General features: G+C 73.6%; 19 protein-coding genes. 13 read left to right on the top strand and 6 right to left on the bottom strand.

The features are described 5' to 3' along the window. Positions 1-105 precede the first annotated feature (105 nt). Positions 106-648: a GNAT family N-acetyltransferase gene (locus V6D49_RS04795; RefSeq protein ID WP_340557402.1), complete on the top strand. Its 543-nt coding sequence runs from the start codon at positions 106-108 to the stop codon at positions 646-648. A 12-nt stretch (positions 649-660) separates the two neighbouring features. On the opposite strand, the gene V6D49_RS04790 is transcribed toward V6D49_RS04795, so the two are convergent. The 3 genes from V6D49_RS04790 to V6D49_RS04780 form a co-directional block, all read right to left on the bottom strand. After that, the gene (locus V6D49_RS04790; RefSeq protein ID WP_340557400.1) at positions 661-1,566 is read right to left on the bottom strand and encodes an aminoglycoside phosphotransferase family protein; all 906 of its coding nucleotides are present in this window, start codon (positions 1,564-1,566) and stop codon (positions 661-663) included. Between the two features lie 61 nt (positions 1,567-1,627). After that, positions 1,628-2,134, bottom strand: coding sequence for a DUF4439 domain-containing protein (locus V6D49_RS04785; protein ID WP_340557398.1), 507 nt, complete (start codon positions 2,132-2,134; stop codon positions 1,628-1,630). Next, positions 2,134-2,661, bottom strand: a complete 528-nt coding sequence (locus V6D49_RS04780) for a hypothetical protein (RefSeq protein WP_340557396.1) — start codon at positions 2,659-2,661, stop codon at positions 2,134-2,136. Before V6D49_RS04780 ends, V6D49_RS04785 begins: the two co-directional genes overlap by 1 nt. A gap of 322 nt (positions 2,662-2,983) precedes the next feature. Between V6D49_RS04780 and rimP the strand changes: the two genes are divergently transcribed. From rimP to V6D49_RS04740, 8 genes are all read left to right on the top strand, one after another. After that, positions 2,984-3,550: a ribosome maturation factor RimP gene (gene rimP, locus V6D49_RS04775; RefSeq protein WP_340557394.1), complete on the top strand. Its 567-nt coding sequence runs from the start codon at positions 2,984-2,986 to the stop codon at positions 3,548-3,550. Between the two features lie 2 nt (positions 3,551-3,552). Further along, positions 3,553-4,587: a transcription termination factor NusA gene (nusA, locus tag V6D49_RS04770; protein ID WP_340557392.1), complete on the top strand. Its 1,035-nt coding sequence runs from the start codon at positions 3,553-3,555 to the stop codon at positions 4,585-4,587. 145 nt (positions 4,588-4,732) lie between these two features. Next, positions 4,733-5,053 (top strand): YlxR family protein, encoded by a 321-nt coding sequence (locus tag V6D49_RS04765; protein WP_340557390.1) that lies wholly within the window; start codon positions 4,733-4,735, stop codon positions 5,051-5,053. Between the two features lie 162 nt (positions 5,054-5,215). Continuing rightward, positions 5,216-8,272: a translation initiation factor IF-2 gene (infB, locus tag V6D49_RS04760; protein ID WP_340557388.1), complete on the top strand. Its 3,057-nt coding sequence runs from the start codon at positions 5,216-5,218 to the stop codon at positions 8,270-8,272. A gap of 243 nt (positions 8,273-8,515) precedes the next feature. Further along, positions 8,516-8,812: a DUF503 domain-containing protein gene (locus V6D49_RS04755; protein ID WP_340557387.1), complete on the top strand. Its 297-nt coding sequence runs from the start codon at positions 8,516-8,518 to the stop codon at positions 8,810-8,812. 75 nt (positions 8,813-8,887) lie between these two features. Beyond that, complete coding sequence (gene rbfA / locus V6D49_RS04750) at positions 8,888-9,382, top strand: 30S ribosome-binding factor RbfA (protein ID WP_340557385.1); 495 nt, start codon at positions 8,888-8,890, stop codon at positions 9,380-9,382. 3 nt (positions 9,383-9,385) lie between these two features. After that, positions 9,386-10,321, top strand: a complete 936-nt coding sequence (truB, locus tag V6D49_RS04745; RefSeq protein WP_340557383.1) for a tRNA pseudouridine(55) synthase TruB — start codon at positions 9,386-9,388, stop codon at positions 10,319-10,321. Positions 10,322-10,436: 115 nt separating this feature from the next. Continuing rightward, positions 10,437-11,414, top strand: a complete 978-nt coding sequence (locus tag V6D49_RS04740; protein WP_340557382.1) for a bifunctional riboflavin kinase/FAD synthetase — start codon at positions 10,437-10,439, stop codon at positions 11,412-11,414. A gap of 84 nt (positions 11,415-11,498) precedes the next feature. Here the strand turns inward: V6D49_RS04740 and V6D49_RS04735 are convergent, their stop codons facing one another. Beyond that, positions 11,499-13,931, bottom strand: a complete 2,433-nt coding sequence (locus tag V6D49_RS04735; protein ID WP_340557381.1) for an SCO5717 family growth-regulating ATPase — start codon at positions 13,929-13,931, stop codon at positions 11,499-11,501. A gap of 230 nt (positions 13,932-14,161) precedes the next feature. Here V6D49_RS04735 and V6D49_RS04730 point away from each other — a divergent pair, with 230 nt between their 5' ends. Both V6D49_RS04730 and V6D49_RS04725 read left to right on the top strand, forming a co-directional pair. Continuing rightward, on the top strand, positions 14,162-14,875 hold the full coding sequence (locus V6D49_RS04730; protein WP_340557380.1) for a hypothetical protein: 714 nt from the start codon (positions 14,162-14,164) through the stop codon (positions 14,873-14,875). A gap of 110 nt (positions 14,876-14,985) precedes the next feature. After that, a complete protein-coding gene (locus V6D49_RS04725; protein ID WP_191212074.1) occupies positions 14,986-15,219 on the top strand; it encodes a DUF397 domain-containing protein in 234 nt (77 codons plus the stop codon). Positions 15,220-15,261: 42 nt separating this feature from the next. On the opposite strand, the gene V6D49_RS04720 is transcribed toward V6D49_RS04725, so the two are convergent. Both V6D49_RS04720 and eccE read right to left on the bottom strand, forming a co-directional pair. After that, positions 15,262-15,963: a hypothetical protein gene (locus V6D49_RS04720; protein ID WP_340557378.1), complete on the bottom strand. Its 702-nt coding sequence runs from the start codon at positions 15,961-15,963 to the stop codon at positions 15,262-15,264. Beyond that, positions 15,960-17,117, bottom strand: coding sequence for a type VII secretion protein EccE (eccE, locus tag V6D49_RS04715; protein WP_340557377.1), 1,158 nt, complete (start codon positions 17,115-17,117; stop codon positions 15,960-15,962). Before eccE ends, V6D49_RS04720 begins: the two co-directional genes overlap by 4 nt. Before the next feature lie 357 nt (positions 17,118-17,474). Between eccE and eccB the strand changes: the two genes are divergently transcribed. Further along, positions 17,475-18,986 carry a type VII secretion protein EccB gene (gene eccB, locus V6D49_RS04710; RefSeq protein ID WP_340557376.1) on the top strand — a complete coding sequence of 504 codons (1,512 nt, stop codon included), beginning with the start codon at positions 17,475-17,477 and terminating at the stop codon, positions 18,984-18,986. After that, the gene (mycP, locus tag V6D49_RS04705) at positions 18,983-20,209 is read left to right on the top strand and encodes a type VII secretion-associated serine protease mycosin (RefSeq protein ID WP_340557375.1); all 1,227 of its coding nucleotides are present in this window, start codon (positions 18,983-18,985) and stop codon (positions 20,207-20,209) included. The genes eccB and mycP overlap by 4 nt, the downstream gene beginning before the upstream one ends. The last annotated feature ends 251 nt before the right edge of the window (positions 20,210-20,460 follow it).

Here is a 20,460-nt window from a genome sequence, read left to right as displayed (position 1 = left end):
CGACCGCCTCCGTCCGGTGGCCCGGCCGCGTCCCGACCGCTCCGCGGGCCCGGCCGGGACGCCGGCGGGCCGCGCCGCGACCCCCGCCACGAGTAGGCTCTGACCATGGCAGACGTGGAGGTGGGACCACTCGACCTGGCAGCCCGGGTGGACGAGGCGCTGGCCGTCCAGGCGCTGGCGTTCGGCCTCACCGACGACGAGATCGGCATCCGCCGCCCCATCGTGCTGCGTCACCTCACCGTGCCCGGTGCCCGCGCCCTCGGGGCGACCACCCGCGAGGGGCGGCTCGTCGGCTTCGTGTACGGGCTGCCCAACGACCGGGCCCAGTGGTGGTCCACCGTCGTGGAGCCCTACCTGCGCCGGGCGGGCACCGACGCCTGGCTCGACCACGCCTTCACCATCACGGAGTTGCACGTCCACCCCGCCCACCAGCGGCACGGCCTCGGCGTCCGGCTCATCACCGCCCTCACCGACGACGCCCCGCAGCCGCACTCGATCCTGTCCGCCGTCGACACCGAGAGCCCGGCCCGCGCCCTCTACCGGCGGTTGGGCTACCACGACCTCGCGCGCGGCGTCCTCTTCCCCAGCGCACCGCACCCCTACGCCGTCATGGGCGCACCCCTGCCGCTGCGCCGCCTGAGGCGCTGACACCCGCCCCCGTCAGAGCCAGGCCGCGAACTCCAGCAGCAGCTCGCCGTCCTCCCGGTCACCGGCCAGGACGTGCCGCACGCCCGACTCCACGGCCCGGTACAGCGCCCAGCCGCGCAGCCGCTCCCGGTCCACGTCCAGCGAGTCGGCCAGCCGCTGCACGCGGCGCCGCGTGGCCGCCCCCGCACCGGGGGAGGCCACCAGGTCGTGCAGCCGGTCGCGGGCGAGCCGGGCCAGGTCGAACGCCGGCTCGCCGACCAGCGGCTCCGGCCCGACGGCCAGCCACGGCGAGCGGTCGGCGTCCGACGCCAGGACCGCGCCCTGCCGGAAGTCACCGTGCAGCAGCACGCCCTCCGGGGCGTCGGCCAGCAGCTCGCCCCGCACCGCCAGCGCCGCGTCCACCAGCGGACGGACGTCCTCCGGCGCCCGGCCGAGGACCCGCTCCACCTCGGCTCCGGTGTGCTCGGCCACCGTGGTGAACACGAACCCGCCCGCCTCGGGCGGCACCCACAGCCGCCGGACCGCCGAGCTGGACTCCAGCATCGCCTTGTCCTCGGGCAGCGACCGCAGCGAGACCTCACCGTGCAGCCGCTCCAGCAGCAGCGCCCCCGCCGCCACGTCGGAGCGCAGCAACCGCACCGCCCCGAGGCCGTCCCAACGGGCCAGTGCCGCGGCCTCCGCCCGTGCCCCCGCGCCGTTCGGGGCGCACAGCTTGAGCGCCGCCGGACTGCCGTCGGCCCGCCGCACCAGCACCACCACACTGGTCCGGCCCCCCGGCAGCACGGTCCGCTCCGGCGTCAGCTCCCACTGCTCCAGCAGCCGTTGCGACAGCGCCGGAACTCCGGCGAGCCAGGGGTGGTCCGGGCTCAGGGCGCGGACCAGACGCTGCGGCGGCTGCGGGGGCAGAGCGGAGGCCATGTGCTGGCGGTGCCTTTCCGTCGGTCGTCGAATCGCCCGTCACCGGGCCACCGCGGGGTGGTCACCGGCTGCCGTCCGCACCGCCCCCGCTCCGGGCGTCGGCCGTGCGTTCGGCAAGACCAGGGAAGGCTACGCCGCCACCCCGCCAGCGCGCCGCCCGGAGGGCCGCTTCGCGCAGCGCCCCGGCGGCCTCCCGCCGCCGTTCCCCGCCACCCGCCCGCACCAGATCGGCGTACACCCCGGCGACCCGGTCCTCCAACTCGGCGGCGAACCGTGCCGCCGTCGCCGCGTCCGGTACCGCGTACGGCAGGACGTACCCGGCCGCCGCCGCCGTCGGCGTCCCGCCCAGCTCCCGCACCGCCCGGGCCAGCGCGTCCCGCCGGGCCCGGTGCGCGGTGTGCGCCTCCCGCGCCGCCCGGTGGCCGTCCGCGTCCGTCCGCGCGCCCACCACGCCGTAGCCGTACACCGCCGCGTGCTCGGCGGCCAGCGCCGCCTGGAGAGCCGTCAGCTCCCTCTCCGAGCGCTCCGTCTCCGGGTGCTCCTTCTCCGACCGCCGCGTCTCCGCCATCAGGCACCCCCGGCCGTTGCCTCGCCCAGCAGGAACGCGTGCACCTCGCCGGCCGCCGCCACGGACGCCAGCAGCCTGGCCAGCTCCGGCGGGGCGTCCGCCAGGGCCCGCACCCGCTCCCGCGCCGTGCGGCGCTCGGCACCCGCCAGCTCCGCGAGCGCCGCCGCCCGCTCTCCCGGCACCTCCGCACCGGGGGACGGACTCGCCTCCGGGTCGTCCTGCCGCCCGCCGCCGAACGCCTCGGTGTGCCGCAGGACGTCCGCCCGCAGCGGCGCCAGCCGTGCGGCGAGGCCGGGATGGGCCGCGCTCGTCGCGTCGTACCGCTTCAGGAGGGCGGCGCTGTCCGCCGCCGCCGCGCGCCGCAACCGGGCGCCGCGTTCGGCCGCCCGCCGTTCCCGTTCCTCGCGGCCCCCGCCCGAGCAGCCGGTGGTGAGGGCGAGCGCTCCCACCACACCGAGGCCGGTCAGGCCGACCGCGCCGGTGCGCAGGAGGCTGCGTCTGGAGGGCGGTCCGGGCGGATGCGACACCACGTAACACCCCACAGGCAAGTTCGTCGGCAGGAGGAGCGGGACCAGAACAGTTGATCACCGTGCCGTGAGCGTACCCGGCGCCCCCACCGGCCCCGACCGGCGTCCCCGGCGTGCCCCCGGCAGGCACCCGAGCGGCGGCGGGGCGGGCACCCGACCGGCGCCGGGCGTCCGGCACGGTCGGCGCGACGCGCTAGGCTGTAGCCGGACACGCCGAGAGGCGCGGCGGTCGACATCGGCCGTCGCTGTTCTCCACCAGGCGTCACCCGAGCATCACCGAGCCACCCCTGACAACAGCACACGCGGCCGAGGAGTCACCCGGATGAGCACCACCCAGATCGATCGGCTGCGCGGGCTGCTGGAGCCGCTCGTCACCGAGCGCGGGCTGGATCTCGAAGAACTCACCGTCACGCCGGCCGGCAAGCGCCGCGTCCTGCGCGTCGTCGTGGACTCCGACGAGGGTGTGCAGCTCGACGCCTGCGCCGAACTGAGCCGGGCCGCCTCCGCCGCGCTGGACGAGAACGATCCGATGGGCTCGGCCCCCTACGTCCTCGAAGTCACCTCCCCGGGCGCCGACCGGCCGCTGACCGAGCCGCGGCACTACCGCCGCGCCGTCGGCCGGCTGATCACGGCCCGGCTGCACGAGGGCGGCGACCTCACGGCCCGCCTGCTGGCCGTCGACGCGAGCGGCCTCGACCTGGAGGTGCCCGGGGTGAAGGGGCGCAAGCCCACCCGGCGGCGCGTGGAGCTCGGCGAGATCGCCCGGGCGCGGGTCGAGATCGAGTTCAACCGTCCCGCCGCCCGCGACGACCGCGACGACAACAGCGACAACGACGACAACAGCGACAACGACGACAACAGCGACAACGAGAGTGACGGGGAGGCGTAGCCGTGGACATCGACATGAGCGCCCTGCGGGGACTGGTCCGGGAGAAGGAGGTCTCCTTCGACCTGCTGGTCGAGGCGATCGAGGCGGCGCTGCTCATCGCCTACCACCGCACCGAGGGCAGCCGCCGGCACGCCCGCGTCGAGCTGAACCGCGACAGCGGCCACGTGACGGTGTGGGCCAAGGAGGACGCCGCCGACCTCGCGGAGGGCCAGGAGCCGCGCGAGTTCGACGACACCCCGACCGGCTTCGGCCGGATCGCCGCGACCACCGCCAAGCAGGTCATCCTCCAGCGCCTGCGGGACGCGGAGGAGGAGGTCACCTTCGGCGAGTACGCCGGGCGTGAGGGCGACATCGTGACCGGCGTCGTCCAGCAGGGCAAGGACCCCAAGAGCGTCCTGGTCGACATCGGCAAGATGGAGGCCATCCTGCCGCCGCAGGAGCAGGTGCCCGGTGAGGTCTACCGGCACGGCACCCGGCTGCGCTCCTACGTCGTGCGGGTGGCCAAGGGCGTGCGCGGCGCCTCCGTGACCCTCTCGCGCACCCACCCCAACCTCGTGCGCAAGTTGTTCGCGCTGGAGGTTCCGGAGATCGCCGACGGTTCGGTGGAGATCGCGGCCATCGCCCGCGAAGCCGGCCACCGCACCAAGATCGCGGTGCGTTCCACCCGTGCGGGCCTCAACGCCAAGGGTGCCTGCATCGGCCCCATGGGCGGCCGGGTGCGGAACGTCATGGCCGAACTGCACGGCGAGAAGATCGACATCGTCGACTGGTCGGACGACCCCGCCGAACTGGTCGCCAACGCCCTGTCGCCCGCCCGCGTGAGCCGCGTCGAGGTCGTCGACGAGGCCACCCGGTCGGCCCGGGTCACCGTGCCGGACTACCAGCTCTCGCTGGCCATCGGCAAGGAGGGGCAGAACGCCCGGCTGGCGGCCCGTCTCACCGGCTGGCGCATCGACATCCGCCCCGACCGGACGCCGGGCGAGGAGTCCGGTGAGGACTCCGGGACGGCTCCGGGGGAGGCGGCGGCGGGCGTCTGACGTCGGCCGCCGACCGGGCCGTCCCGCCGTGCGCGGAGGCGGTCCGGCCGGACCCGGTGGCGGGGAACACCCCGCCGTCCGTATCCGCTATCGCGTCGTCACCCCCCGCCAAGGGGAACCGCACGCGGGGAGGTAGACTTAGACGGTGTCTGGCCGCACACGTGACCCAGCCTGCCCCGAGCGCACCTGCGTGGGGTGCCGGGAACGATCGGCCAAGGCCGACCTGCTGCGTGTGGTGGTGATCGAGGGCGAATGCGTCCCCGATCTTCGCGGTACGCTGCCCGGCCGGGGTGCGTACCTGCATCCCAGCCTCGCCTGCTGCGATCTGGCGCTCCGGCGCCGGGCGTTTCCGCGGGCCTTCCGGGTCACGGGAGGTTCCGGTCCGCTCGGGACGGAGCAACTGCGCCGGTACGTGGAGCGGGCGCCCCGGGAGGCCGGGGACACCGAGCACAACGCAACACCGTAAGAACGTAAAAGGTCCGCACGGATGGTCGTGCGGACGAGGTACCTCGCGAGTCGGAAGTAGGTCGAGATTGCGATGAGCACTCGATGAGTACGCGATGAGTACGCCCATGCATAAGTAGCGAAGGTCCGGCGGACGACCACCCCGGACCGTCTAAGGAGCGAAGTGGCTAAGGTCCGGGTATACGAGCTCGCCAAAGAGCTTGGAGTGGAAAGCAAGGTCGTCATGGCCAAGCTCCAAGAACTCGGTGAATTCGTCCGTTCGGCGTCCTCGACGATCGAGGCGCCGGTGGTACGCAGGCTGACCGACGCGTTGGACGCGTCCGGCGGCGGCGCCAGGAAGTCGCAGAAGCCCGCCGCGAAGCCGGCGGCCCCCACATCAGCAGCACCCAAGCCGGGTGCCCCCAAGCCCGCCGCCCGTCCGGGCGCCCCCAAGCCGGGCGCCCCGCGCCCCGGCGCCCCGAAGCCCGGCCCCGAGCCGGTCAAGCCGGCCGAGGCCGCCAAGCCCGCCGAGGCCGCCAAGCCCGCCGAGGCCGCCAAGCCGGCCGAGGAGGCCGTGCGCCCCAGCGCCGAGGCCACCCGCCCGGCCGCGGACGCGGGCCGTCCCGCCGCGCCCAGGCCCGGCACGGCGCCCAAGCCCGGTGGCGCGCGCCCCGGGGCCCCGAAGCCGGCCCCGTCGCGCCCCGAGTTCACCGCGCCCCCGGCCGGTCAGACGCCGCCGAAGCCCGGTGGCGCCCGTCCCGGTGCCCCGAAGCCCGGTGCCCCGAAGCCGGCGGCCTCGGGCCCGAAGTCGGGCGGTCGCTCGACCGGTCCTCGTCCGGGCAACAACCCCTTCACCTCCGGCAGCAACACCGGCATGGCCCGCCCGCAGGCTCCCCGTCCGGGCGGCGGTGCCCCGAAGCCCGGCGGCGGTGGCCGTCCCGGCCCCGGCGGTCAGGCGGGCCCGCGCCCGCAGGCCCCCGGCGGCGGCCGTGCGACCCCCGGCAACATGCCGCGTCCGCAGGGCGCCGGCCAGGGCGGTCCCCGTCCCGGCGGCCCGCGTCCGAACCCGGGGATGATGCCGCAGCGTCCCGCTGCCGGCCCGCGTCCCGGCCCCGGTCGCGGCGGTCCCGGCGGCGGTCGTCCAGGCGGCGGCCCCGGCGGTCGTCCCGGCGGCGGTGGCCGTCCCGGTGGCGGCGGCTTCGCCGGTCGTCCCGGCGGTCCCGGCGGCGGTGGCGGCGGCTTCGCCGGTCGCCCCGGCGGCGGTGGTCGTCCCGGCTTCGCCGGTCGTCCCGGCGGCCCCGGCGGCCGTGGCGGCACGCAGGGCGCGTTCGGTCGTCCCGGCGGCCCGGCGCGTCGCGGCCGCAAGTCGAAGCGGCAGAGGCGCCAGGAGTACGAGCAGATGCAGGCGCCCTCGATCGGCGGCGTGATGCTGCCGCGCGGCAAGGGCGAGACCGTCCGGCTGTCGCGTGGTGCCTCCCTCACGGACTTCGCGGAGAAGATCAACGCCAACCCGGCGTCGCTGGTCCAGGTCATGTTCAACCTGGGCGAGATGGTCACCGCCACGCAGTCCGTCCCCGACGAGACGCTCGCGCTCCTCGGCGAGGAGATGAACTACGTCGTCCAGATCGTCAGCCCGGAGGAGGAGGACCGCGAGCTGCTCGAGTCCTTCGACATCGAGTTCGGCGAGGACGAGGGCGGCGAAGAGGCCCTGGTCTCCCGTCCGCCGGTGGTGACCGTCATGGGTCACGTCGACCACGGTAAGACCCGCCTGCTCGACGCGATCCGCAAGACGAACGTCATCGAGGGCGAGGCCGGTGGCATCACCCAGCACATCGGTGCCTACCAGGCGGCGACGGAGGTCAACGGCGAGGACCGCCGGATCACCTTCATCGACACCCCCGGTCACGAGGCGTTCACCGCCATGCGTGCCCGTGGTGCGAAGTCCACGGACATCGCGATCCTGGTCGTCGCCGCGAACGACGGTGTGATGCCGCAGACCATCGAGGCGCTCAACCACGCCAAGGCGGCCGACGTCCCGATCGTCGTCGCGGTCAACAAGATCGACGTCGAGGGCGCCGACCCGACCAAGGTGCGCGGCCAGCTCACCGAGTACGGGCTGGTGGCCGAGGAGTACGGCGGCGACACCATGTTCGTCGACATCTCCGCCAAGCAGGGGCTGCACATCGACTCCCTGCTGGAGGCCGTCGTCCTGACCGCCGACGCCTCCCTCGACCTGCGGGCCAACCCGGAGCAGGGCGCCCAGGGCATCGCCATCGAGGCCCACCTCGACCGCGGCCGTGGCGCCGTGGCGACGGTGCTGGTCCAGCGCGGCACCCTGCGCGTCGGCGACACGATGGTCGTGGGCGACGCCTACGGCCGCGTGCGCGCCATGCTCGACGACAAGGGCAACAACATCGAGGAGGCCGGCCCCTCCATGCCGGCCCTGGTGCTGGGTCTGACGAACGTCCCGGGCGCGGGCGACAACTTCCTCGTCGTCGACGAGGACCGCACCGCCCGCCAGATCGCCGAGAAGCGCGCCGCCCGCGAGCGGAACGCGGCGTTCGCCAAGCGCACCCGCAGGGTCTCCCTGGAGGACCTGGACAAGGTGCTCAAGGCCGGCCAGGTCGAGCAGCTCAACCTCATCATCAAGGGCGACGCGTCCGGTTCCGTCGAGGCCCTGGAGTCCTCGCTGCTCCAGCTCGACGTCGGCGAAGAGGTCGACATCCGCATCCTGCACCGCGGCGTCGGCGCGGTCACGGAGTCGGACATCAACCTCGCCTCCGGCTCCGACGCCATCGTCATCGGCTTCAACGTCCGCGCCGAAGGCCGCGCGACGCAGATGGCCGAGCGCGAGGGCGTGGACGTCCGCTACTACTCGGTCATCTACCAGGCGATCGAGGAGATCGAGGCGGCCCTGAAGGGCATGCTGAAGCCCGAGTACGAAGAGGTCGAGCTGGGCACGGCGGAGATCCGCGAGGTCTTCCGCAGCTCCAAGCTGGGGAACATCGCGGGTGTCCTCATCCGCTCCGGCGAGGTGCGGCGCAACACCAAGGCCCGCCTCCTGCGCGACGGCAAGGTCGTCGCGGAGAACCTCAACATCGAGGGTCTGCGCCGCTTCAAGGACGACGTCACCGAGATCCGCGAAGGCTTCGAGGGCGGTATCAACCTCGGCAGCTACAACGACATCAAGGTCGACGACGTCATCGCCACCTACGAGATGCGGGAGAAGCCCCGCGTGTGACGTGGCGCGTGTGACACACCCGCCGGACGCCTCCGGGCGTCCGGTGCGGTGCTGACACCGGCCCGGGCCCGTCCGCCGAGCCACCCGCTCGGCGGACGGGCCCGCCGCTGCCCCCATGCCCCGGAGCGCGTCCGGCGAATATCCGTCGAATCGCCACCCCGGGTGCGTGTACGGTTTCAGGTGTTCCGCACGAACCGTTGACCAACGGATGAGGCCTCACGGGTCGGCTTTGACCCGCACCGCATGTATGTAGGGACCCTGTCCTTCGACCTCCTGCTCGGCGACGTCCGCTCGCTGAAGCAGAAGCGCTCCGCCGTTCGCCCCATCATCGCGGAGCTGCAACGCAGGTTCGCCGTCAGCGTCGCCGAGGTCGGCGACCAGGACCTGCTGCGCAGGGCCCGGCTCGGGCTCGCCGTCGTCTCCGGGGACGCCGCCCACGCGAGCGCGATCATGGACGACTGCGAACGCCTCGTGGCCGGCCGGCCCGAGATCGAGCTGCTGTCCGTACGCCGGCGCTTCCACGGCGAAGACGATGAGTGACCGCCCGACCGCCCGGCCGGGCCACGCGTCCGGCCCGGCACGCACACGAACTGACCGAACGGAAAGAGTGATCACATGACCGACACCGCGCGGGCACGCAAGCTGGCTGACCGCATCCGGGTCGTCGTCGCGGAGACACTGCAACGGCGCATCAAGGACCCGCGGCTCGGCTATGTCACGATCACCGACACCCGGGTCACCGGCGACCTGCGGGAGGCCACCGTCTTCTACACCGTCTACGGTGACGACGACGAGCGCGCCGCCTCCGCCGCCGCCCTGGAGTCCGCCAAGGGCGTCCTGCGCTCCGAGGTCGGGCGGCAGACCGGGGTCCGGTTCACGCCCAGCCTGACGTTCGTACCCGACGCCCTGCCGGAGAACGCCCGCACCATCGACGACCTCCTCGCCCGCGCCAAGGAGTCGGACGCCCAGGTCCGGGCCTCCGCCTCCGGAGCGCGCTTCGCCGGGGAGGCGGACCCGTACCGCAAGCCCGGCAGCGAGGACGACGAGGATGACGGCGTCGAGGACGGCATCGACGGGGAGCCCGGCGGCCGGCACGGCGAGGACGTCTGATCCGTGACCGACACCCCCGAGACTCCCGCGGCCGCCGGGCGCAGCGACCGTCCGGCCCCGCCCGACGGCCTGGTCGTCGTCGACAAGCCCGCCGGTTTCACCTCGCACGACGTCGTCGCGAAGATGCGCGGCATCGCCCGCACCCGCCGCGTCGGGCACGCCGGCACGCTCGACCCCATGGCCACCGGCGTACTCGTCCTCGGTCTCGGCAAGGCCACTCGGCTGCTGGGCCACCTGGCCCTCACCGAGAAGGAGTACCTCGCCACCATCCGGCTCGGGCAGACCACCGTCACCGACGACGCCGAGGGCGAGCCCACGGGCTCCACCCCGGCCGACGGCATCGCCCGGGCCGCCGTCGACGACGCCGTCGCCCGCCAGACCGGTGACATCCAGCAGGTCCCGTCCAAGGTCAGCGCCGTGAAGGTGAACGGCAAGCGGTCCTACGCCCGGGTCCGCGAGGGCGAGGACGTCGAGCTGGCGGCCCGGCCCGTGACCGTCTCCTCCTTCGTCGTGCACGACGTCCGGCAGGAGACCGCCGAGGACGGCACACCCGTCCAGGACCTCCTGGTCTCCATCGTCTGTTCCTCGGGCACCTACATCCGGGCCATCGCCCGGGACATCGGTGCCGAGCTCGGCGTGGGCGGCCACCTGACCGCACTGCGCCGCACCCGCGTCGGCCCCTACACCGTCGCCGCGTCGCACACCCTGGACGCCCTGCAGCAGACGCTCACCGTCCTGCCCATCGGCGAGGCCGTCACCCAGGCCTTCCCCCGCTGGAACGTGGGGGAGAAGCAGGCCAAGCTCATCTGCAACGGCGTCCAGCTCGACATGCCGCAGCTCCCCGCCGGGCCCATCGCCGTCTTCGGCCCCGGCGAACGCTTCCTCGCGCTCGTCGAGGAGCGCCGAGGGCGCGCGAAGTCCCTGGCGGTCTTCGCCTGAGACCGGCTCGACACGGGGTGTGATCCTTGTCCGACCGTGCCGGGCAGCGGCCCACGAGCGCCGCATGGCACCCTTGGACCCGACGGAACATCGGCAGCACCGAGGAGCGGGCACAGTGCAGCGCTGGCGTGGCTTGGCGGACATCCCCGAGGACTGGGGGCGCAGCGTCGTCACCATCGGCTCGTACGACGGCGTCCACCGAGGACACCAGGTGATCATCGGCAAGGCGGTGGCCCGGGCGAGGGAGCTCGGCGTCCCCGCCGTCGTCGTCACCTTCGACCCGCATCCGCGCGAGGTGATCAAGCCGGGCAGCCACCCGCCGATGCTCGCCCCGCACGACCGCCGCGCCGACCTCATGGCCGAACTCGGCGTGGACGCCGTCCTGGTGCTGCCCTTCACCACGGAGTTCTCCAAGCTGCCGCCCGCCGAGTTCGTCGTGAAGGTCCTCGTCGACCGGCTGCACGCCCGCACCGTCGTCGAGGGCCCCAACTTCCGCTTCGGCCACCGGGCCGCGGGGGACGTCGCCCTCCTCACCGAACTCGGCGAGAGCTACGACTACGACGTGATGCTCGTGGACCTGTTCGTGCAGGGCGAGGCGGGCGGCGGCGTGCCGTTCTCCTCCAGCCTGGCCCGACGCCTCATCGGCGAGGGGGACATGACCGGCACCGCCGAGGTCCTGGGCCGCCCCCACCGGGTGGAGGGGATCGTCGTGCGCGGCGCGCAGCGCGGCCGGGAGCTGGGATACCCGACCGCCAACGTCGAGACGCTGCCCTTCACCGCCGTACCCGCCGACGGCGTCTACGCGGGCTGGCTCGTCGTCGGCGACGAGGCCATGCCGGCCGCCATCTCCGTCGGCACCAACCCGCAGTTCCACGGCGTCGACCGCACGGTGGAGGCCTACGCTATCGACCGCGTCGGCCTCGACCTCTACGGGCAGCACGTCGGCGTGGACTTCCTGGCCTACCTCCGGCCGCAGGAGACCTACCCCTCGCTGGACGCCTTCCTGGCCCAGATGGCGAAAGACGTCGACAAGGCCCGCGCCCTCGTCGCCGACGCCACCGCACCGCCCGCCCCGGGCCGGCCGACGGCCTGACGCCCGCCGCTGCCCGCCCGCTCCCGCGCAGGAGCGGAGCGGGCGTCAGACGAGCCGGGGTCAGCCGGGCAGCCCGTCAGGCGGTCAGCCGCCGGGCTGCCGCCGCTGCTGCCAGTCCGGGGCCGGGCCCGGCTGGCCCGGGTACCCGTATCCGCCGGGCGGCGGGCCCTGCGGCGGGGCGCCGTGCGGCGGGGCGCCGTGCTGGGGAGTGCCGTGCTGGGGCGGGGCGCCGTAGGGAGCCGCCTGCCCCGGGAGCGGCGGAGCCACCTGCGGCGGCAGCGCCGAACCGCTCTGCGTCCACAGCCCGTGCGACTGCTGGTGCCGCGTGATGTCCTCCGCGATCAGCGCCGCCAGGTTGAAGTAGGCCTCCCGCGTGCGCGGGCGCATCATGTCGAGGTCCAGCTCCGCGCCGGCGGCCAGGTGCTCGTCGAAGGGCACGACGACGACCTCCCGGCAGCGCGTCTTGAAGTGCCCCACGATGTCCTCGACCCGGATCATCTTCCCGGTCTCCCGCACCCCCGAGATGACCGTCAGGCTGCGCTGCACCAGGTCCCCGTACCCGTGCGCCGAGAGCCAGTCCAGCGTCGTGCTCGCGCTGCTGGCGCCGTCCACGGAGGGCGTCGAGATGACGATGAGCTGGTCCGCGAGGTCCAGCACACCCCGCATCGCCGAGTACAGCAGACCGGTACCGGAGTCGGTGAGGATGATCGGGTACTGCTTGCCGAGGACGTCGATGACGCGGCGGTAGTCCTCGTCGTTGAACGTCGTCGACACCGCCGGGTCCACGTCGTTCGCCAGGATCTCCAGCCCGGAGGGCGCCTGCGAGGTGAACCGGCGGATGTCCATGTAGCTGTTGAGGTGCGGGATGGCGGTGACCAGGTCGCGGATGGTCGCGCCCGTCTCCCGCCGCACGCGGCGGCCGAGCGTGCCCGCGTCCGGGTTCGCGTCGATGGCGATGACCTTGTCCTGCCGCTCGCTGGAGAGCGTCGCACCGAGCGCGGTCGTGGTCGTCGTCTTGCCGACGCCGCCCTTCAGGCTGATGACGGCGATGCGGTAGCAGGACAGCACCGGCGTGCGGATGAGTGCCAGCTTCCGCTGCCGCTCGGCCTCCTCCTTCTTCGCGCCGAGCCGGAAGCGGGAGCCGCCCCTGCCGCTGCTCTGCGGCTTGGGCTTGCGCTTCTGGTTCAGCAGCCGGTCCGAACTCAGCTCCACCGACGCCGTGTAGCCGAGCGAGCCCGGCTGCGCGTGCGCCTGCCGGGGGTCGGGCCAGGCGTGACCCGCGCGCGGGTCGCCGGGCGCCGACGCGGCCGGGTTCGGTCCGGGCCCCTGCTGATGCGGCACGGGCGGCTGCGGTGCCGGGGGGTGCGGTGCCGGGTGGTGCGGCTGCTGAGCCTGCTGCGGCGGCGGGAAGCCGTAGCCTCCGCCCTGCCCGCCCTGCGGATAGCCGTAGTTCGGCGCCTGCGCCTGCGGTTGCGGCTGTGCCTGCGGTGCCGGAGCGGGCGGCTGCGGTGCTGCCGGAGGGGCCGACCGGGGAGCGGCCGCGCCGGGGTAGCCCGGCCCGGCCTGCGGCGTGGTGTGCTGCGCAGGGGCGGGCTGAGGCGGACCGACCTCGGGCGGCGTGCCCTGCGGGGGAGTGGCCGACCGGTACTGCGGGGGCAGCGGGGGCAGCGGCGCGGCCGTCCCTCCGGCGGGCGTGCTGCCCGGCCCCTGCTCCCAGGGCTGGGCAGCCGGAGCGGAAGGGGGCACGGGAGCCGTGGGGGGCGCGTCCTGCGGTCGAGTGGCCTCGGGCGGGGAGGACGGTTCCGGAGCCACCCGTTCCCCGGCGTCCCCGCTGCCCGAAGCGACGGCGGGGTCGGCGGGCTTCCGGTCCTGTTCCGCCACGGCCGAGGCCGCGTCGGCGCCCGGCTCGGCCCGCTCCGCGTCCCGCCGGGCGAACTCCCGGCGCAGCGCGGAGGCGGAGATCCGCATCGTCCTCCCGCTGAGCTCCTCCTCCGGCTCCTCGTCCGGCTCCGCTCGCTCCGCCTCGGTCGGCCGAACGGGCGCGTCGGTGGGCTCCGGCGGTGCGTCCTGCGGTACCTCCCGGGCCACGGGCCCGACCGGTCCGGCGTCCCCGGGTGGCCCCTGCGGCCCCTGCCGGGCCGGCACGGCGGGCGGTGCTGAAGGCGGCGCGGGTGGCACGGGCGGCGATGCGGGCCGGGGTGCGGGCGCGTGGTCGCCGGGCACGGCGTCCTGGGGCTCAGCGGGCGCGGCGGCCGGCGTCGGTGTCGGCGGCGGAGTGGCGGTCTGCGGAGCGGCCGGGGCGTACTGTTCCGGCGGCGCCGGCATCCGGCCGTACTCCGGCGCGGGCGGCGCGGGTGCCGCGGGCCCAGCGGAGGGCGTCGCGGCGCCGCTGTTCTGCGTGTACCAGGCGGGCGGCGTGTAATCGATGGTGAACTCGCCCGTGTTCTCCAGATCCGATTCGGGCTCGTCGCCGGGGGTGATCCCGTCGCCGCGGATCTCGTCCCGGTCGCTGCTCACAGTGCCTCCTGCTGATCTGATCGCTCACCCCGGTCACCCGGTGCCCCCGGTCGCGAGGCTCCCTCCGGCCCGCGAGCCGCACGCCTCCCCAGCCTAAACGCCGCGCACCGCTGTGCGGCAGGCCGGGCTGCCTCGTGACCCCGCGGTCGTCCCACGCGTTGGGTCCGGTATATGAGGACGTGGGCCGCAGGCGCGGCCCACGTCTCAGCCGACCCCGGGAGTGCCGCACCGTGACCGTCGCCCTTCGCCGAGCCCGCACCTCGCTCGCCCTGACCGCAGCTCTGCTCGCCGCCCTCACCGCGTGCGGGGGTTCGGAGGACCGGAAACCCGAGGACGCCGGCCCCACCGGCGGCGACCCGGCGTCCCAGGCCCTGATCGAGAAGGTCAACGAGGCGATGCGGACGACGACGTTCCACTCCTCCGGCACCACCACCGCCTTCGCCGAGGGGGACCAGGAGACGACCTGGGACCCGGACAAGGGCCTGCGCACCGTCGCGTCCGGTACCTACTCGGGCGAGATGTACTGCAAGGACGGCGTCAACTACCTCAGCTCCGGTCTGCTCGCGGCGTCCCTCGGCCAGTCCGGCCAGCAACTCGACGTCCCCGAGGCCCTGGCCGACAAGTTCGTCTACACCGACACCGGCCAGCAGTGCACCGCCATGTTCAGCATCGACCCGTCGGGACGGCTCACCCCGGACAAGGACACCGAGGTCGACGGCCGGCCCACGAAGGCCGTCACGGTCGAGGGTGCGGGAGGCTCGGACGTCTACCAGGTGTCCGCCTCCGGCCCGCCCTACATCCTCCAACTCGTCTCCGACCGTGGCGGGCGCACGAGCACGACCACCTTCGACGCCTTCGGCGAGCCCACCGACATCACCATGCCCCCGGACTCCCTGCTGGTGCCGCTGGAGGACTTCCAGAAACAGGCAACTCCCACCGAGTGACCCGGTCATCACGCTGCGCGGCCCCGCCCGTCCCCGTAGAGTGGCCGGGCGGCACCCGCCCGTGGGCGTGGGCCGAGGCGATGACCGAGCGCAGAAGGGACACTCCGCAGATGGCGACCGAGCAGGAGAAGGACGAGCTGTACGCCATGGACATCTCGGGTGTCGAGTGGCTCAGCGCCCCCGACAGCCCCGCCGACGAGCGGGTCGAGATCGCCTACCTCCCGGGCGGCGGCGTGGCGATGCGGAACTCCAAGGACCCCGACACCGTCCTGCGGTACACGGCCGCCGAGTGGAAGGCCTTCGTACTCGGCGCCCGCGACGGCGAGTTCGACCTCAAGCACTGACCGGCCGGACGGCGAGGAACGGGCGACCGCGCGTCGCCCGGCTCAGTCCAGACGCCGTGCCACGCCGAGCAGACCCGTCTCGGCGTCCGTCGGCTCGATCTTCGCGAACTGACGGTCTTTCGGTGCGCACCACAGCGTGACGCCGTCTCCCAAGGACGGCAGCGCCTGGACCTCGGGCTCGGACAGGGCCAACACCGCACTCAACCGCCGTGCCTCCTGCGGTGACACCCGCTGAACACCCGTCAGCGCGGCGCCGCGCAACAACCGGGGCGCGGCCGGACTCAGGTACGGAAGCAGCGTGAGGACCGACTGCCACGGCGCGGAGGTCACACGCCCGCGCGGCGGCTTCATGCCGCAGTCCCGTACGACGACGACCGGGCCGCTCACCCTCGCGCCGAGCGCCGGAACCCGCCCCACCTGGTGCACGGACATGGCTCCCCGCGCCCCGCCCTCGCCCCCGACGGCGTGCAGCAGCGCCGTCCACACCTGGGGCCGCCCCGTCTCCACCGCGATCCGCGCCCCCGTCGCCGCGAGCCGCAGCGCGAGGACCTGCGCCGTCCACAGCCCCCCGATCAACAGCACGTCGAACGGCCGGGGGTGGTGGAACCCGATGACCGCCGCCGCGCCCCGCGCATCCACCCCGGCGACCACCCCGTCGTCCCCGACCGGCAGCGCCAAGGCGTCGAGCTGCTCGGCCGACACGACGTGCCGCGCCATCCGTGGACCTCGCGCACGCAACGTCATGGCAGTCCTCCGAGAGGAATCGACGCCAGGACACCGGGCGTCTGCTGATGATCCAGCCGGACCAGGCCGACACGTGCCCGCCGCGCCGTGTCCTCAAGCTCCCGGCACCGCGACGCAAGCTCCTCCGGGCTGCTCCCGGTGATTCTCACGTGGCCCGTGACCGCCACCGACTCCCGCGCGGACGACGCCAGCGTGATGCTCAACGTGCTCGCCGACGCCGGCACCGCTGACAGGAGCCCGGCCACGTCCACCAGCGGAAGACCACCGGTGCCCATCCCGGGCCAGTCACCGACCCCGTAGACCGTGTGCCACCGGTCGTCGCACCGCCAGTGGCGCACCGACTCGGCCGTGCGGCGACCGGAGGCGGGGCCCGGACCTCCGGCCTGCGCGGCCACGGTCGGATCCGCGCCCACCGACGTGGCCAGCGCAGTCACCACCTCATCCTCCGACAGCACCGTCGCACGGAACCCCGCTCCGACCAGCCTGCTGGCCAGATGGTCCGCCGTCCGCACCACCGCCCGCTGCGCGCCCTCGGCCCCGCCGCCGCGTGCCTCCACGGCCTCCGCGCACGATTCGGGGTCCAGCTTGAGCGCCACCCAGGTCAAGCGCACCGCCGGAGCCCCCGCAGCCGCCCGCAGGGGGCCGTAACTCGACGCGGCCACCGAGCGGGGCGGCAGCGACGGGGCGGGCGCCGGCTGCGTGTGCTGCACCACCTGGACGGACTCCAGCCGGACACCGTCCACCTCCAGGGCGTCCGTCAACAGGCCGAGCGACAGGGAGGGTCCGGCACGCGAGCCGCTCAGTGCCCTCGGCCGCTGCTCCACACGGACCAACGCCGTCGTGAAGGTCGCGTCCGCGACGATGCCGATGGACCGCCCGTCGCGGTGTGTGAACGTACGGGTGTGCACGCCCGGCGCGCACTCGACCACCGGCGCCAGTCCCGGCGGGACCTGACGGGCCGACACCGAGGCAGCGGTCCTGGTACGTCGGCGGAACCCCACAGTGGCCGCCAGCCGTTCCGGCAGGGAACGCCGCCTCCATCGCGCCGACATGACGAGGAGCACACACCCGGTCGCCGCACACACGACGAGGAGGACGTCGTCGACCACCCAGGCCGTGAGGACGAGGCACACGCAGACCTGGACGAGGACCACCTGGTACAGGTGAACAGGACCGAAACGACCAGGAGTCGACTCTCTGACCGGCCGCACGAGGGCCTGTTGGCGTCGCCGAGCCTCCGGCTCTCGCGACGGGGAGCTGTGCGAGTCCCCCGGACCGCTGCCGTCGGTCGTTCGGGCCCGGGTGGCGGTCCGCCCCATTCCCCTACGCCCCCTTGTGTCTGTATTCGGCCGCACAGCGGACGCAGCTGACCGGGGCTCACCTTACCCGAGCGACCACCGCAGCCGGTCCGCGGACATGGTAGAACCCGAGCGCGTCGACCACGCCGCCGAGGTCGTAGTCTGTGACCGCTGATCGCAGGGGAACCGGTCAGCGAGGAGGGGCGAACGGACATGGCATCCAGGCGCGACGAACTCAACGCCTACACCTTTGCGAAGAAGCGGACTGTCGCGTCCTTCCTGCAACCTTCGCCCACCGGTACCGAAGAGGGAGCACCTCGACCTCTGCGCGCCTTCCTGCCCGGCCTCGTCGTGGGAGCCGTCATCATGGCGGGCTTCGGTGCCTGGGGCATGTTCAAGCCCAAGGTTCCGAGCGGCTGGGACGAGCCCGGGAAGAACGTCATCGTCGCCAGCAAGTCCACCACCAGGTACGTCGTCCTGGAGACGGACGGGGAGCCGCAGCTGCACCCCGTCCTCAACTTCGCGTCGGCCAAGCTCCTGCTCGACGGCGAAGGGGCCGAGATCGTCGAGGTCGACGAGGCCGTCCTGGACAGTGGCGACGTCCCGATGGGGCCCACGGTGGGCATCCCCTACGCTCCCGACCGACTGCCCGCACCCGGTGAGGCGGGCACCGCCAAGCGCTGGGCCGTGTGTGAACAACCGGGTGCGGCCGACCAGTCGGTCCAGAGCGCGACCTTCCTGCTGGCCGACCGGGACGCGGAAGCCGTCGAGGGCAGGCACCGGCTCTCCGGCGACGACGTGATGTACGTGCAGAGCGACGAGGGGAAGCGCTTCCTCGTCGACGCCCGGGGCACCAAGTACGAGATCGGTACGGAGAACAGCGAACTGCTCCTGCGCTCGCTCGTCGGGGAGGGGCGTCGCCCGCAACAGGTCAGCGACGCCTGGCTCACCACCTTTCGGGAGGGCAGCCCGGTCGTCTTCCCGGATCTCCCCGACGGGCTCGGCACCGCGGCGGGCATGGAGGAGCTGGACGACTCCGCCAACCGGGTCGGCATGGTGCTCATCGCTCCCACCGGCTCCGGGCCGCAGCACTACGTCGTCCTTCGCGGCAAGGTGGTCCCGATCAGCGACTTCAGCGCTCGACTTCTCCTCGACCACCCGGGCTCCCTCGAACTGGGTCAGAAGAGCCGGGCCATGGAGGTCGCGGCCCAGTCGTTCACCGCGGCCCCGGCCTCCGAAGGCCCCACCGTCGAGCACGACTGGCCCGAGCTGGAACCCGACCACGTCAACTCCGCGTCCCGCGACACGGTGTGCAGCGTCCTACGCGACGTTGACGACGACGGCTCCGTCACCTTGTCCACCTGGGCCGGCGACGCCTACCCCGTCCCCATCACCGACGGCGCCACCAGCGCCTACGTCACGCCCGGCTCCGGCCTGCTGTACCGCCAGTTCCAGGGCACCGACACCACTACCGGCGGAACGTTCCTCGTCACCGACACCGGCCTGCGCTACGCCGTGCAGTCGAACGCCGACAGCAGCGCGCAGGAGACCGGGACCACCGAGGACGGCGACGCACAGAACGCGGGCAACGACGTCAACCAGGCCCAGCTCCGACTCGGCTATCAGGACGTCGACCCGGTCCCGGTGCCCGCCCACTGGTCCGAGTTCCTGCCCAAGGGCCCCCGGCTCGACACCACCAGCGCCCGGCAGCCGCAGGGAGCATGATGAAGCGCCCCGTGCCCCTCCTCGCCGTCCTCGCCCTCACCTTCGGCACGCTGCTGGTCCCGCCCGCACAGGCAAGCGACCCCGACGCCCGCACCGACCTCGCGGCAGGTGGCACGTGCACGTACCCCGCCAAGAGCTTCACGGGCCGACCCTGGTACCTCCAGCGCGTCCTGCTGGACGAACTGTGGGACCGAACCCGAGGCGAGGGCGTACGCGTCGCCGTCATCGACACCGGTGTCGACGCCAAGCACCCCCAGCTCACCGACGCCGTCGACGTCACCGCCGGGGCCGACCTCATCCCCGAGGACAAGCAGCGTGAAGGCGCCCCCCAGGGCCCGACCGCCGATCTCGTCGGTCACGGCACCAAGGTCGCCGGCATCATCGCCGCACGTCCTGCTGAGGACACCGGGTTCGTCGGCATCGCTCCCGAAGCCACCATCATCCCGATCCGCCAGAACGACGCGGAGGGGGCCGGTAACACCGAGACCCTCGCCCAGGGCATCCGCCACGCGATCCGGGAGAAGGCCGACGTCATCAACATCTCCCAGGACACCGTCAAGCCACTGCCTGACGATCACCCGCTCAAGGCAGCCGTCGACGAGGCGCTGGCGGCCGGCATCGTCGTCGTGGCCTCCGCCGGCAACGACGGGTCGGACGGCAAGCTCAAGAACACCTTCCCCGCCTCGCTGCCCGGCGTACTCGCCGTCGCAGCCTCCGACCGGAACAACGAGCGTGCCCGCTTCTCCCAGCGCGGCGAGTTCGTCGGTGTGGCCGCGCCGGGCGTCGACATCGTCTCCACTGTTCCCGGGGGCGGACACTGTGCCGACAACGGGACGAGCTTCGCCGCCCCGTTCGTCGCCGGTGTCGCCGCCCTCCTCCTGGCCGAGCACCCTGATTGGGAGCCCCACGAGGTCGTGGCACAGATTCAGCAGACCGCCGAGCGGGCGGTCAGCGGTGCCGACCACCACGTGGGCTGGGGCGTCATCGATCCGGTCCGCGCCGTCAGCCAGGCCGACCGGCCGATCGAGAAGCCCGTGGCCCGCGATGGCGTCCAGCCCGCCCCCGCACCGCAGGCGGCACCGCTCCACCTCGGTGAGTCCTACGCGGAACGCAACGAGCGTCTGGGCACCTACGTGTTCCTGACCGCGGCCGTCCTCGTCAGCGTCGTCACCGGCACGTCGGTGGTCCTCCGCGACCGCCGAAGGCACCAGCCCGGAGGATGACCCGCTCACGAGGTGCAGATCCGGCCAACGTCACTTGAGTCAGCTGATGTTGCACTTGTGACAAGGCTCTTTGAGGCGTCAACTAAGGGCTCGCACTATGATTTTCGACGCTCGACCTTGCAGTTGGAACCGACTGCGCATCGAGATAGAGTGACCACTACACGTGAACGGGGTTGGCCAGGGGGGCTTGCCATGGTTGACGCCCATCAGGGCGGCGGGGGGACTCCGAGCGACTTCAGACGTGCTGCGGA

This window comes from Streptomyces sp. GSL17-111, from assembly GCF_037911585.1.
GTDB lineage: Bacteria > Actinomycetota > Actinomycetes > Streptomycetales > Streptomycetaceae > Streptomyces.
This window is presented reverse-complemented; position numbering and strand designations above follow the sequence as displayed.